General features: G+C 61.5%; 15 protein-coding genes. 14 read left to right on the forward strand and 1 reads right to left on the reverse strand.

Annotation, left to right across the window (positions count from 1 at the left end; genetic code table 11):
• Positions 1-12 precede the first annotated feature (12 nt).
• The 11 genes from SM766_RS18745 (at position 13) to SM766_RS18795 (ending at position 9225) form a co-directional block, all read left to right on the forward strand.
• Complete coding sequence (locus tag SM766_RS18745; RefSeq protein ID WP_065271454.1) at positions 13-225, forward strand: DUF1127 domain-containing protein; 213 nt, start codon at positions 13-15, stop codon at positions 223-225.
• A gap of 283 nt (positions 226-508) precedes the next feature.
• A complete protein-coding gene (rplO, locus tag SM766_RS18750; protein WP_065271453.1) occupies positions 509-979 on the forward strand; it encodes a 50S ribosomal protein L15 in 471 nt (156 codons plus the stop codon).
• Positions 980-1088: 109 nt separating this feature from the next.
• On the forward strand, positions 1089-2453 hold the full coding sequence (secY, locus tag SM766_RS18755; protein ID WP_274834265.1) for a preprotein translocase subunit SecY: 1365 nt from the start codon (positions 1089-1091) through the stop codon (positions 2451-2453).
• Positions 2450-3091, forward strand: a complete 642-nt coding sequence (locus SM766_RS18760; RefSeq protein WP_368948754.1) for an adenylate kinase — start codon at positions 2450-2452, stop codon at positions 3089-3091. The genes secY and SM766_RS18760 overlap by 4 nt, the downstream gene beginning before the upstream one ends.
• Before the next feature lie 109 nt (positions 3092-3200).
• Positions 3201-3599 carry a hypothetical protein gene (locus SM766_RS18765; protein WP_368948755.1) on the forward strand — a complete coding sequence of 133 codons (399 nt, stop codon included), beginning with the start codon at positions 3201-3203 and terminating at the stop codon, positions 3597-3599.
• 266 nt (positions 3600-3865) lie between these two features.
• The gene (gene rpsM, locus SM766_RS18770) at positions 3866-4234 is read left to right on the forward strand and encodes a 30S ribosomal protein S13 (protein ID WP_065271449.1); all 369 of its coding nucleotides are present in this window, start codon (positions 3866-3868) and stop codon (positions 4232-4234) included.
• 15 nt (positions 4235-4249) lie between these two features.
• Entirely contained in the window at positions 4250-4639 is a 390-nt protein-coding gene (gene rpsK, locus SM766_RS18775; protein WP_065271448.1) for a 30S ribosomal protein S11, read from the forward strand.
• Between the two features lie 115 nt (positions 4640-4754).
• Positions 4755-5771, forward strand: coding sequence for a DNA-directed RNA polymerase subunit alpha (locus SM766_RS18780; protein WP_065271447.1), 1017 nt, complete (start codon positions 4755-4757; stop codon positions 5769-5771).
• 139 nt (positions 5772-5910) lie between these two features.
• The gene (gene rplQ / locus SM766_RS18785; RefSeq protein ID WP_065271446.1) at positions 5911-6336 is read left to right on the forward strand and encodes a 50S ribosomal protein L17; all 426 of its coding nucleotides are present in this window, start codon (positions 5911-5913) and stop codon (positions 6334-6336) included.
• 177 nt (positions 6337-6513) lie between these two features.
• Positions 6514-7905, forward strand: a complete 1392-nt coding sequence (locus SM766_RS18790; RefSeq protein ID WP_368948756.1) for a trypsin-like peptidase domain-containing protein — start codon at positions 6514-6516, stop codon at positions 7903-7905.
• 3 nt (positions 7906-7908) lie between these two features.
• Positions 7909-9225, forward strand: a complete 1317-nt coding sequence (locus SM766_RS18795) for a replication-associated recombination protein A (protein ID WP_274830246.1) — start codon at positions 7909-7911, stop codon at positions 9223-9225.
• Positions 9226-9246: 21 nt separating this feature from the next.
• On the opposite strand, the gene SM766_RS18800 is transcribed toward SM766_RS18795, so the two are convergent.
• A complete protein-coding gene (locus SM766_RS18800; protein ID WP_368948757.1) occupies positions 9247-10617 on the reverse strand; it encodes a multicopper oxidase family protein in 1371 nt (456 codons plus the stop codon).
• Positions 10618-10770: 153 nt separating this feature from the next.
• Here SM766_RS18800 and crcB point away from each other — a divergent pair, with 153 nt between their 5' ends.
• Genes crcB through SM766_RS18815 form a run of 3 tightly spaced genes read left to right on the forward strand, consistent with a single transcriptional unit; the run spans position 10771 to position 12859 of the window.
• Entirely contained in the window at positions 10771-11151 is a 381-nt protein-coding gene (gene crcB / locus SM766_RS18805; RefSeq protein WP_065271442.1) for a fluoride efflux transporter CrcB, read from the forward strand.
• Positions 11148-12194, forward strand: a complete 1047-nt coding sequence (locus SM766_RS18810) for an RluA family pseudouridine synthase (RefSeq protein ID WP_368948758.1) — start codon at positions 11148-11150, stop codon at positions 12192-12194. The genes crcB and SM766_RS18810 overlap by 4 nt, the downstream gene beginning before the upstream one ends.
• The gene (locus SM766_RS18815; RefSeq protein ID WP_368948759.1) at positions 12191-12859 is read left to right on the forward strand and encodes an HAD-IA family hydrolase; all 669 of its coding nucleotides are present in this window, start codon (positions 12191-12193) and stop codon (positions 12857-12859) included. Before SM766_RS18810 ends, SM766_RS18815 begins: the two co-directional genes overlap by 4 nt.
• Positions 12860-12861: the final 2 nt, after the last annotated feature.

The raw sequence follows: 12861 nt of genomic DNA on the forward strand, positions 1-12861 counted from the left end.
AGGACGACGACGATGGCCTATACAACTTCCGCTACCCAGACCTATTCCTTTGGCGCCCGCATCCGCGCCGCAGTTGCGAACTTCCGCACCACTCTGGCCCGCCGGTCCGAATACCGGCGCACCTATGCGGAACTGGAAAACCTGTCCAACCGCGAGCTGGCCGATATCGGCGTGCGGCGCTGCGATATCAGCAACATTGCCCGGCTGCACGCTTACGGCAACTGATCGGACACCATAGCCCGGCCTGACTTATTGCCTCCCCCGGACTGGCCGGGATCGAAAGACGCCTCTGCCCTGCGCAGGGGCGTTTTTAATTTGTCCGGCGTCGCCTTGCGCGGGAAGCCTGTAGCGGACATGGGGGGGGCGTACCCGGAGGCAGGGCTTGATATCGCCCGGCACAGCGTCTATACGCCCCCGGTGGCAATCCAAGCCACAGAATCAACAATCAAGAAGAGCCGAGGTTGGCCCGCTTACGCTTCAGGGGTCACATCCGGCAAGGAGAAGCGATATGAAACTTCATGAACTGCGCGACAATCCCGGCGCCGCCAAGAAACGCACCCGTGTGGCCCGTGGCCCGGGTTCCGGCAAAGGCAAAATGGGTGGCCGTGGTATCAAAGGTCAGAAATCCCGTTCGGGTGTTTCGATCAATGGCTACGAAGGCGGCCAGATGCCCCTCTACCAACGTCTGCCTAAGCGTGGCTTCACCAAGCCGAACCGCAAGACTTTCGCTGTTGTGAACCTGGGCCTGATCCAGAAGTTCATCGACGCGGGCAAGCTGGACGCGGCAACCATCACCGAAGATTCGCTGGTCGAATCGGGCCTGCTGCGCCGCAAAAAAGACGGTGTGCGGATCCTGGCCAAAGGCGATTTCTCGGCCAAATCCAACATCACCGTGACCGGCGCGTCCAAATCTGCCATCGCGGCAGTTGAAAAAGCGGGCGGCACCCTGACCGTGGCGACAGCAGCTGCTGCTGAGTAACGGCTTGTGAGCGGCGCCGATGCCGCTTACATAGGTCACAGTTTTTCCATACGCCGCCCGAGCCGGAAAACGGTTCCGGGCGGCGTTTTCGCAAAAAGAGACCCATTTCATGGTATCAGCAGCAGAACAAATGGCGGCGAACACCAGCTGGTCCGCGCTCGGCAAGGCCAAGGATCTGCGCAACCGCATCCTGTTCACCCTCGGCCTATTGATCGTCTACCGTCTTGGCACATTCATTCCGGTCCCGGGCATTGATGCCTCGGCACTGCGCGAATTTATGGAGTCGGCGGGGCAGGGCATCGGCGGCATGGTGTCGATGTTTACCGGCGGTGCGCTTGGACGGATGGGCATTTTTGCCCTCGGGATCATGCCTTACATCTCGGCATCGATCATCGTTCAGCTGCTCACCTCCATGGTTCCGGCGCTGGAACAGCTGAAAAAAGAAGGCGACCAGGGCCGCAAGAAGATCAACCAGTACACCCGTTACGGCACCGTCGCGCTGGCAACGGCGCAGGCCTATGGTCTGGCGGTCTCGCTGGAATCGGGCGATCTTGCGACCGATCCGGGCATGTACTTCCGTCTGGCCTGCATGATTACCCTGGTGGGCGGCACCATGTTCCTGATGTGGCTGGGCGAGCAGATCACCCAGCGGGGCATCGGTAACGGTATCTCCCTGATCATCTTTGTCGGCATTATCGCCGAGGTTCCCGCAGCCATCGCGCAGTTCTTTGCTTCCGGCCGCTCCGGTGCCATCAGCCCGGCGGTTCTGATCGGCGTGATCGTGATGGTTGTCGCGGTAATCATGTTCGTGGTCTTCATGGAACGCGCCCTGCGCAAGATTCACATTCAATACCCCCGCCGTCAGGTGGGCATGAAGGTCTATGATGGCGGCTCGTCGCACCTGCCGGTCAAGGTGAACCCGGCGGGCGTGATCCCGGCGATCTTCGCCTCCTCGCTGCTGCTGCTGCCGACCACCATCTCCACCTTCTCGGCGGGTTCGGCCTCTGGTCCGGTGATGTCCTGGCTGCTGGCCAACTTTGGCCCCGGTCAGCCGCTGTACCTCTTGTTCTTCGTGTCGATGATCGTGTTCTTCGCGTATTTCTACACCTTCAACGTCTCCTTCAAACCTGATGAAGTGGCGACGAACCTGAAGAACCAGAACGGCTTTGTCCCAGGCATCCGTCCCGGCAAGAAAACCGCTGAGTACATCGAATACGTTGTGAACCGCGTTCTGGTTCTGGGCTCGGCCTATCTGGCGGCTGTCTGCCTGCTGCCGGAAATCCTGCGCGGTCAGTTCGCCATTCCGGTCTACTTTGGCGGCACCTCGGTTCTGATTGTTGTCTCGGTCACCATGGACACGATCCAGCAAGCGCAAAGCCATCTTCTGGCGCACCAGTACGAAGGTCTGATCGAGAAAAGCCAGCTGCGTGGCCGCAGCAAGAAACGCACAAAACGGGGGCCCGCTCGTCGATGAATATTATTCTTTTGGGCCCGCCGGGCGCGGGTAAGGGCACGCAGGCCCGTCATCTGGTCGAAACCCGGGGCATGGTACAGCTCAGCACTGGCGACATGCTGCGCGATGCACAAGCCAGCGGCAGCGAGATGGGCAAGAAGGTGGCCGAGGTCATCGCCCGCGGTGAGCTGGTCACGGATGAGATCGTAATTGGTCTGATCCGCGAAAAGATTGCCGAAGGCGCCGAGGGTGGTTTCATCTTTGACGGCTTCCCGCGCACACTGGGGCAGGCAGATGCCCTGACCGACCTTTTGGCCGAGATGGGGCAGAGCCTGGACGCCGTTGTTGAAATGGCGGTGGACGATGCAGCGCTGGTGGCGCGGATCACCGGGCGGTCGACCTGCGGCGATTGTGGTGAAGTCTACCATGATGAAACCAAACCCTGGCCCGCCGATGGCAAATGCGCCAACTGCGGCAGCGGCAACATCAAGCGGCGCGCGGACGACAACGAGGAAAGCCTCAAGACCCGTCTGATGGAATACTACAAGAAAACCTCGCCGCTGATCGGCTACTATTATGCCAAGGGCAAGCTGAACAAGATCGACGGTCTGGCATCCATCGACGAGGTTCAGGCCTCTATCGCCAAGGTCCTCGGCTGATCTGAAATGTCAGCACAGAATGAAAAAAGAGCCGGGCATGTCCCGGCTCTTTTCGTTTTGGAAAGGCGAACAGGAGAGGGTGGGCGGATCTTGTAATAGGACCTTGCCAATGACGACACCCACCCGTTCCATGATCACCGCCGCGGCTGTTCTCTGTATGGCGACGACGTCCCCCGGATTTGCCGAGCGTTATTTCGTCAATGATCCTGCCGCCTGCCCGACAAACGCGGAGGAGCAGGACCAGCTGATGGATTTTGCCAATGACGGTGGGCTGATCCTGGAGGAGGACGGCTTCAGCTCAATGGAGTATTTCTGCAGTTTCGATCCGGATCTGCAGTATCATTGGGACGGGTATCAAGTCACGACCCATGTGGGGCATTGCCAGACGCCCGGTCCGGTTTTCATGCCAACCCTGTTCACCTTCGTGATGAGTGAAGAAGCCCCGGGGGAGATCGCACTGTTCGACAGCAACGAATACACGACGCGGTTCTATTCCTGCACGGATTGACGCCATCCGGGCACCACGCAGGTGTCGGGGAGGGATGTTGCCCCTGGGCCCATAAACTTTGACGTTTCCGCCGGGCGCCGGGTTGACGACATGCGGAATTCTCAATAGGGAAGCCCATCCCTCTTGGGAATCAATCCAGGCGGCCCGATTCCGTGCCGCGTGAGTACCTCGATACATTATCTGATGAAAAGCCTCTCGGGGCGTCATCAGGTGTTGTGAAAAAAGGTTCTGGAGTTACGGAACCGCAACGAAAAGGAAAGTGACACGTGGCACGTATTGCCGGCGTAAACATCCCGACTGCCAAACGGGTCCCCATCGCCCTCACCTATATCACCGGAATCGGCAACACTTCGGCGAAAGCCATCTGTGAAGCCGTTGGCATCGACGCAACCCGTCGCGTCAACGAGCTGTCCGACTCCGAAGTTCTGGCCATCCGTGAGCACATCGACGCAAACTACACCGTTGAAGGTGACCTGCGTCGCGAAGTGACCATGAACATCAAGCGTCTGATGGACCTGGGTAGCTACCGTGGCCTGCGCCACCGTCGTAACCTGCCCGTTCGCGGTCAGCGGACCCACACCAACGCTCGCACCCGCAAAGGCCCCGCAAAGGCCATCGCTGGTAAGAAGAAGTAAGGGAGGGTTTGATCAATGGCACGCGATAAATCCCGCACGAAGCGTAAAGAGCGCAAGAACATCGCCACCGGCGTTGCACATGTGAACTCTTCGTTCAACAACACCAAAATCCTGATCTCTGACGTTCAGGGTAACGCGATTTCCTGGTCCTCCGCTGGCACCATGGGCTTCAAGGGCTCCCGTAAGTCCACGCCTTATGCGGCGCAGATGGCTGCAGAAGATGCAGGCAAAAAAGCTCAGGATCACGGTGTTAAAACCCTCGAAGTCGAAGTTCAGGGCCCCGGTTCGGGTCGTGAATCCGCACTGCGCGCCCTGGCCGCAATCGGGTTCAACATCACCTCGATCCGTGACGTGACCCCGATCGCGCACAACGGCTGCCGCCCGCCAAAGCGCCGCCGCGTCTAATTATTTACGACTTTCGCTGGGGCCCCGCTTGATTTGTCGGGCCCCAGTGCGTCATTTTAAACCTCGGGCGTCTGCACCTTCGGACATGGGGTACGGACAGGAATGGAGGGACTGCATGATCCATAAAAACTGGGCAGAGCTGATCAAGCCGACACAGCTTGACGTGAAGCCGGGCAATGACCCCGCACGGCAGGCAACCATCGTTGCAGAGCCGCTTGAGCGTGGTTTTGGTCTGACACTGGGCAACGCACTGCGTCGCGTCCTGATGAGCTCGCTGCAAGGCGCGGCCATCACCAGCGTTCAGATCGACAATGTTCTGCACGAATTCTCCAGCGTCGCTGGCGTTCGCGAAGATGTCACCGACATCATCCTGAACCTAAAAGGTGTGTCGCTGCGCATGGAAGTCGAAGGCCCCAAGCGCCTGTCGATCAATGCCAAAGGCCCCGCAGTTGTCACCGCTGGTGATATCTCGGAAAGCGCCGGTATCGAAGTTCTGAACCGTGACCACGTGATCTGCCACCTCGACGATGGTGCGGACCTGTTCATGGAACTGACCGTCAACACCGGTAAAGGCTACGTTTCGGCAGAGAAGAACAAGCCGGAAGACGCACCCATCGGTCTGATCCCGATCGATGCGATCTACTCGCCGGTGAAAAAGGTCTCCTACGACGTTCAGCCGACCCGTGAAGGTCAGGTTCTGGATTATGACAAGCTGACCATGAAGGTTGAAACCGATGGTTCCGTTACGCCGGACGACGCCGTGGCCTATGCTGCGCGCATCCTGCAGGACCAACTGTCGATCTTCGTCAACTTCGACGAGCCGGAATCGGCTGGCCGCCAGGACGAGGACGATGGTCTCGAGTTCAACCCGCTTCTGCTGAAGAAAGTGGACGAGCTGGAACTGTCGGTGCGTTCGGCAAACTGCCTGAAGAACGACAACATCGTTTACATCGGCGATCTGATCCAGAAGACCGAAGCAGAGATGCTGCGTACGCCGAACTTCGGCCGCAAGTCGCTGAACGAGATCAAAGAAGTGCTGTCGGGCATGGGCCTGCATCTTGGCATGGATGTCGAGGACTGGCCGCCGGACAACATCGAAGATCTGGCCAAGAAATTCGAAGATTCGTTCTGAGAATAAGGGGAGGGCGCAAGTCCTCCCCAACTACAAATGCCCACGCTGGTGGGGACAATCAGGGCAAACCCGCCCCAAGGAGAGCAGCTGACACGCATCGGCTGACAGACAAAGCAAAACCTTTAGAAGGAACTAGAAAATGCGTCACGCACGTGGATATCGCCGCCTGAACCGCACCCATGAGCACCGCAAGGCTCTGTTTGCAAACATGGCTGGCTCGCTCATCGAGCATGAGCAGATTAAAACCACTCTGCCCAAGGCAAAAGAACTGCGTCCGATCGTCGAAAAACTGATCACGCTGGCGAAAAAAGGCGACCTGCACTCCCGCCGGAACGCCGCCTCGCGTCTGAAGGAAGACCAGTATGTGTCGAAACTGTTCGACGTTCTGGGCCCGCGCTACAAGGATCGTCAGGGCGGTTACGTCCGTATCCTGAAAGCCGGCTTCCGTTATGGCGACATGGCGCCGATGGCGATCATCGAATTCGTTGACCGCGACGTAAATGCCAAGGGCGCTGCCGACAAGGCGCGCGTTGCCGAAGCCGAAGCGGCTGCCGACGACGAATAATAAATTACAGGCCACAACGGTCTGTCATTCTGGCCCCTGCAGCTGTGCCTGCAGGGGCTTTTTCATTTCTGTCCTCGCGTGCCGGTCCGGCAGGGGACCGCGACTGGCGCCGTTGCTGCGCTTGCATTCCGCTGCCAGCCTCCGCATATCCTGTTCTGACCAAGGAATGGAGGCGATATGATCCGCGCTGTTTTGACCGCTCTGATGCTGGCTCTTGCTTTGGGGACGCAGGCCCCCGCCGAAACGCGGGTGCCGCAGTCGCAGGCTGAGATTTCACTTGGGTTTGCGCCGCTTGTGAAACAGGCGGCCCCCGCAGTGGTCAATATCTACGCCAAGATCGTGACCGAGGCGCCGCAGGCATCGCCTTTTGCGGGCGATCCCTTCTTTGACGATTTCTTCCGCAGTTTTTCCAACCCGCGCCCCCGGGTGCAGAACTCATTGGGGTCGGGGGTGATCCTTGCCGAGGATGGCATCGTTGTGTCGAATTACCACGTGGTTGGAATGGCGACGGAAATCCGCGTCGTGACCACTGACCGGCACGAATATGACGCCCGCGTGGTCCTCGCAGATCAGGCCAGCGATCTGGCGATCCTGCGGCTTGAAGATGCAGAGGGCCTGCCGTTCCTCAATCTGCGCAACAGCGATCAGGTTGAGGTCGGCGAATTGGCCCTGGCCATCGGCAATCCCTTTGGTGTGGGGCAGACGGTCAGTAGCGGTATCATTTCGGGGCTGGCGCGCACGGGCACCGGCACCGGAGAAGGTTTTGGCTATTACATCCAGACCGACGCGCCGATCAATCCCGGCAACTCTGGTGGGGCGCTGATCGACGTGAATGGCGAGCTCATCGGGATCAACACACGGATCCTTAGCCGTTCGGGCGGATCCAACGGCATCGGCTTTGCCATTCCGGCCAATCTGGTGCGGGAGTTCCTGCATCAGGCCCGCGCGGGCGCGGAAAGCTTTCAGCGCCCCTGGGCGGGGATGACCGGGCAGCCGGTGGATGCGGATCTGGCAGCCTCGCTGGGGATGCCACGCCCCGAAGGCATGCTGATCTCCGAACTGCACCCCGAAAGCCCCTTTGCCAAGGCCGGGTTTGAGGTTGGCGATGTGGTGACCGAGGTCGACGGCGAGCCGGTGAATTCGCCCTCTGAAATGGTGTTCCGCATGACCATTGCAGGTCTCGGCGGCAGCTCGGACGTGGCGCGCTGGCGCGGCGGTGAGAAAAAAGTGGTGCGGGTCAAGATGTACAGCGCGCCGGACAGCCCGGCGGCCAACCCGGTCCAGCTGGGGGAGCGCAGCCCCTTGCCGGGGCTGACGGTGGCGCGCATCAACCCGCGGCTTATCGTGGATATGCAGCTGCCGCTTTCGGCAGAGGGGGTGGTGATCGCCGACCCGGGGCCATATGGCGCGCGCGCGGGCCTGCAACCGGGTGATGTCCTGCTCGGGATCAACGGCGAAGCGGTCACGGCGCCGCAGGATGTGGTCGATCTGATGGGCCGCACGCAGGGCTGGTTGGTTCTCGACCTGTTGCGGCGCGGGCAGCGCGTCAGCCTGCGTTTCCGGCTCTGATCCATGGCAGATCTTTTTGACAGCGACGCGCCGCAACCCACCGGCGGCGAAGAACCCAACAGGCCGCTGGCGGACCGTCTGCGCCCGCGCTCCCTGTCCGAGGTGATCGGCCAGCAGCAGGTGCTGGGACCGGAGGCACCACTGGGTGTCATGCTGGCATCGGGATCGCTGTCCTCATTGGTGTTCTGGGGGCCGCCGGGGGTGGGGAAGACCACCATCGCGCGGCTTCTGGCTAAGGAAACCGATCTGCATTTCGTGCAGATCTCGGCCATCTTCACTGGCGTACCGGATCTGAAGAAGGTGTTCGAGGCGGCCAAGCACAGGCGCGCCAATGGACAGGGCACGCTGCTGTTCGTTGATGAGATCCACCGTTTCAACAAGGCGCAGCAGGACGGGTTCCTGCCGCATATGGAGGATGGCACCATCCTTCTGGTCGGCGCCACCACCGAAAACCCGAGTTTCGAGCTGAATGCCGCTCTGTTGTCGCGCTCGCAGGTGCTGGTGCTGGAACGCCTGCCGCTGGCGGATCTGGAACTGCTGACCCAGCGCGCCGAGAAGGAACTCGGCCGGGCGCTGCCGCTGACCGGCGATGCGCGCGACGCGCTGCAGGAAATGGCGGATGGCGATGGGCGTGCGCTGCTCAATCTGATCGAACAGGTCTCTGCCTGGCGGGTTGAGGCGCCGCTCGGGCGCGAGGCGCTGGCGACCCGGCTGATGCGGCGGGCGGCGAAATACGACAAATCCGGCGAGGAGCATTACAACCTGATCTCGGCGCTGCACAAATCCGTGCGCGGCTCGGATCCCGATGCGGCGCTTTACTGGTATGCGCGCATGCTGGAGGGCGGCGAGGATCCGCGTTTTCTGGCCCGGCGGCTGACCCGGATGGCGGTCGAGGATATCGCGCTGGCGGACCCGCAGGCGCAGGCCGTCTGTCTGCAAGCCTGGGAGACCTACGAACGGCTCGGTAGCCCGGAAGGGGAGCTGGCGCTGGCGCAGGCGGTGATCTATCTGGCACTCGCGCCAAAGACCAACGCGGGCTACATGGCCTACAAGGCCGCCCGACGGTTGGCCAAGGAAACGGGTAGCACGCCGCCACCGAAACATATCATGAATGCCCCGACCAAGCTGATGACCGAACAGGGCTATGGCGCGGGCTACCAGTATGATCATGATGCCGAGGATGGCTTTTCCGGGCAGAACTATTTCCCCGAAGGCGTCAAACGCCCGGTTCTCTATCAGCCCGTCGAGCGCGGGTTTGAACGGGAATTGAAACGGCGGACCGAGTTCTTTGCCAAGCTGCGGCTACAGCGGAACAGCTGACCGGGTGATCCGCTTATCGGGTCAGGCCGTAACCTCGACCCAGGTGCCCATGCCCGCCGCGTGATGTGACAGCATATGGCAATGCAGCAGCCATTTGCCGGGGTTGTGGGCGTTGAAGGCGACGGTTCGTGTCTCTCCGCGCATCATCAGCAGCGTATCGCGTAGGGGGCCAAGTCCGCCGTCCGGCAGGACTTCGGCAAAATGCATGCCGTGCAGATGCATCGCATGGGGAAAGGCTGTGTCGTTGACCATGGTGAGTTTGACCGTCTCGCCAAGGGCCGCCCGCACCAGCGGCGCCTCCGGTCGTCCAACGACGCCATTCAGCGCCCAAAACTGACCAGCCTGCGCCAGGGTGCGCATGTCTTGCGCCTTGCCTTGCCACTCAGCCGCCCGCATTCCGCCCATGGCGCCGCCCTCCATGCGCAGAGTCACATTGCGCGCATTGCTGAGGGTGATCGGGTGGTCCGGGTTCGGGGGCAGAGGCGCAGGGGCGCTGCGCGTGGCGCTTGTGCCTGCCCCCACAGGAAAGCTCGCCTGCGCGTAACCGCCATCGCGTTCGAACTGCACCAGAAAGGCATCCTCGCCCGCGTCGGCCGTCACATCGACGATCAGGTCGATCCGCTGCGCGGGTGCCAGCAGCAGTTGGTCGGGGATATCTTCCGGCGCTGTCAGAGGCATGCCGTCATAAGCCATGATCCAACCTGTCAGCCCCTGCAGCCCAAGGGCAAAAATCCGGGCATTGGCGCTGTTGATCAGCCGCAGGCGCAGCCGGTCGCCCTGCTGCACGGGGTAGCGCGCCTCGATCTGGCCGTTGGTCAGCATCACATTGCCCATGCGCCCGGCGTGGGACATGTCGTGGGGGTGGTCGAACACCGGGTCCACCGCCGCATCCTGCGTGAGGCGGATGTCATCCAGCATCAGCACAAGATCCTGATCCACATCGGGGGCGTCCTGTTCGGCAACGATCAGCGGGCCCTGAATGCCGCGCTCCACCTGTTCGACCGACTGGGCGTGGGAATGATACCAATAGGTCCCGGCATCCGGCAGGGCGAAATCATAGGTGAACTCTGCGCCCGGCGCGATTGGGTCCTGCGTCAGCCCCGGTACGCCGTCCATGGCGTTTTCGATGCGGATGCCGTGCCAGTGCATCGAGGTTGCCTGCGGCAGCCCGTTGTTGACCTGAACCTTCAGCCGGTCCCCTTGCCGGGCCTGCAGGGCCGGTCCCGGCATGCTGCTGTTCACCCCCCAAAGATCTGTCTTGCCGTATTGCGCGGGCGCGATCTGTTGCTGCAGGGGCGCCAGCACAAGCTGAACCGGCGCCGCGGCCCAGCCACTGCGGGGCAAAAGCGGCAGTGCGGCAAGGCTGGCGAGAAAGGAACGGCGAGATGGCATAAGGGTCTCCTCCCAGTGGATGGCTGACAAACTAAGGGGGCGTGCAGGTCTGACAAGACATCCACCCACTGGAAGGTTGGCATGAATTTTGCGCTTGGCCGCCTTGCGCGTTGAAAACTTGACATCCGTGGCCCGCCGCGCGACAGACCGCGCATGTATCTCACCGTTCTATATGTCGCCCTCGGCGGCGCCCTTGGGGCCGCCTGCCGCTATCTTACCGGGCTTGGCGTGGTCCGACTGTTCGGCCATGGCGATTTCCCCTTGGCCATCATCACGGTCAACGTGATCGGCTCTTTCATCATGGGGGTCTTTGCTGTCACCGCCGCGCACAAGGGGCTGACCCATCTCAGCCCCTTTGTCATGACTGGCATGCTGGGCGGCTTCACGACCTTCTCGGCCTTCTCGCTTGAGACGGCAAATATGATCGAACGGGGTGCAATGGGGCAGGCGGCTCTCTATATTGTGCTGTCTGTGGGACTGTCTGTTGGCGGTCTGTTCTTGGGCCTGATGGCCGCCAGAGGAGTTTTCGCATGAGCGGCGTTCAGACAATTACCGTCACCGAAGAGGATGCGGACCAGCGCGTGGACCGCTGGCTGCGGCGCCTGTTCCCGCATGTCAGCCAGGGCCGCATCGAGAAGATGTGCCGCAAGGGTGAGCTTCGCATTGACGGTGGCCGGGTCAAGGCCAGCACCCGTGTTGAGGCCGGGCAGTCCGTGCGCGTGCCGCCGCTGCCGTCGGCCGATCATCAGCCGATCACGCCGGAAAAGCGGCGGATCTCGGATGCGGATGCCAAGATGATCCGCGATTGCGTGATCTACAAAGACGATGATGTCATCGTGCTGAACAAGCCGCACGGGCTGGCGGTGCAGGGCGGCAGCGGCACCACCAAACACGTGGATGGCCTGTCCGAGGCTCTGCGCTTTGGCTATGATGAAAAACCCCGACTGGTGCACCGGCTGGACAAGGATACCTCGGGTGTACTGGTTCTGGCGCGAACGCGGGCAGCCGCGCAGGCGCTGACCGCCGCCTTCCGCCATCGCAACACGCGCAAGATCTACTGGGCGCTGGTTGCCGGCGTTCCAACGCCATACCTGGGCGAAATTAAGGCCGGTCTTGTAAAGGCGGGCGGCCATGGTCGCAGCGGCGAAGGCGAAAAAATGATCGCGGTGCACCCTTCCGAGATCGACAGCACGCCAGGCGCCAAGCGGGCGCATACCTTTTATGCCACGCTCTACCGGGTGGCGGGGCGCGCTTCCTGGGTGGCGATGGAGCCGGTCACCGGCCGCACCCATCAGCTGCGCGCGCATATGGCCGAGATCGGCCATCCGATTGTCGGCGATGGCAAATACGGTGGCTCGGGTCAGGAAAACCTGGGCGACGGTTGGGGCGCACAACTGGGTGGCATCATCAGCAAGAAGCTGCATTTGCATTGCCGCCGGATGGCGTTTGAGCATCCGGTGACGAAAAAGCAGATCTCGGTCACCGCAGAGCTGCCCGAGCACATGAAACACAGCTGGGATACCTTTGGCTGGACCGAGGATCTGGCGGCGGAGGATCCGTTCGAGGGTCTCCTATGAGTGCCCCGCTGCGGCTAGTGCTGTTCGATGTGGACGGCACCCTTGCCGACAGTCAGGCGGCCATCACCAGCGCGATGAGCGCGGCCTTTGCCGCCGTCGATCTGCCCGCACCTTCGCGCGATGCGGTCCTGTCGATTGTCGGGCTGTCGCTGCCGCAGGCCATGGCACAGCTGGCGCCCGAGGCTGGCGCGACGGCGCAGGCTGCTTTGGTGGACGGTTACAAGCAGGCTTATATGTCGGAGCGCCAGGCTGCAGGGGCGGGGCACTCGCCGCTGTTTCCGGGCGCACGGGAGGCTTTGGACGCCCTGCACGCGGTGCCCGAATACCTGTTGGGTGTCGCGACCGGGAAATCACAGCGGGGCCTCGATGCGCTGATCGCGGCGCATGATCTGGACTGTTTCGTGACCCGGCAGGTGGCCGATCACCACCCGTCCAAACCGCATCCCTCGATGGTGCTGACGGCGCTCGCTGAAACCGGAGTGGACGCGCGCCATGCGGTGATGATCGGCGATACCAGCTTTGATATGGATATGGGCCGCGCGGCTGGGGTCACCACCATCGCGGTGGACTGGGGTTATCACCCGGCAGAGCGGCTGCAGGCAGACCATATGATCGGCAGTTTTACCGAGTTGGAACCGCTGCTAGAGAAGATCTGGAAGGCATAAGA

The sequence above is a fragment of the Pseudophaeobacter sp. A-200-2 genome (assembly GCF_041008815.1).
GTDB lineage: Bacteria > Pseudomonadota > Alphaproteobacteria > Rhodobacterales > Rhodobacteraceae > Phycobacter > Phycobacter gallaeciensis_A.

Coding starts and splice junctions, on each gene's coding strand:
- SM766_RS18810 (WP_368948758.1), top strand. CDS start 11,148: ATGAGCGGCGTTCAGACAATTACCGTCACCGAAGAGGATGCGGACCAG.
- SM766_RS18780 (WP_065271447.1), top strand. CDS start 4,755: ATGATCCATAAAAACTGGGCAGAGCTGATCAAGCCGACACAGCTTGAC.
- rpsK (WP_065271448.1), top strand. CDS start 4,250: ATGGCACGCGATAAATCCCGCACGAAGCGTAAAGAGCGCAAGAACATC.
- SM766_RS18795 (WP_274830246.1), top strand. CDS start 7,909: ATGGCAGATCTTTTTGACAGCGACGCGCCGCAACCCACCGGCGGCGAA.
- crcB (WP_065271442.1), top strand. CDS start 10,771: ATGTATCTCACCGTTCTATATGTCGCCCTCGGCGGCGCCCTTGGGGCC.
- SM766_RS18765 (WP_368948755.1), top strand. CDS start 3,201: ATGACGACACCCACCCGTTCCATGATCACCGCCGCGGCTGTTCTCTGT.
- SM766_RS18760 (WP_368948754.1), top strand. CDS start 2,450: ATGAATATTATTCTTTTGGGCCCGCCGGGCGCGGGTAAGGGCACGCAG.
- SM766_RS18800 (WP_368948757.1), bottom strand. CDS start 10,617: ATGCCATCTCGCCGTTCCTTTCTCGCCAGCCTTGCCGCACTGCCGCTT.
- secY (WP_274834265.1), top strand. CDS start 1,089: ATGGTATCAGCAGCAGAACAAATGGCGGCGAACACCAGCTGGTCCGCG.
- SM766_RS18815 (WP_368948759.1), top strand. CDS start 12,191: ATGAGTGCCCCGCTGCGGCTAGTGCTGTTCGATGTGGACGGCACCCTT.
- rplO (WP_065271453.1), top strand. CDS start 509: ATGAAACTTCATGAACTGCGCGACAATCCCGGCGCCGCCAAGAAACGC.
- rplQ (WP_065271446.1), top strand. CDS start 5,911: ATGCGTCACGCACGTGGATATCGCCGCCTGAACCGCACCCATGAGCAC.
- SM766_RS18745 (WP_065271454.1), top strand. CDS start 13: ATGGCCTATACAACTTCCGCTACCCAGACCTATTCCTTTGGCGCCCGC.
- SM766_RS18790 (WP_368948756.1), top strand. CDS start 6,514: ATGATCCGCGCTGTTTTGACCGCTCTGATGCTGGCTCTTGCTTTGGGG.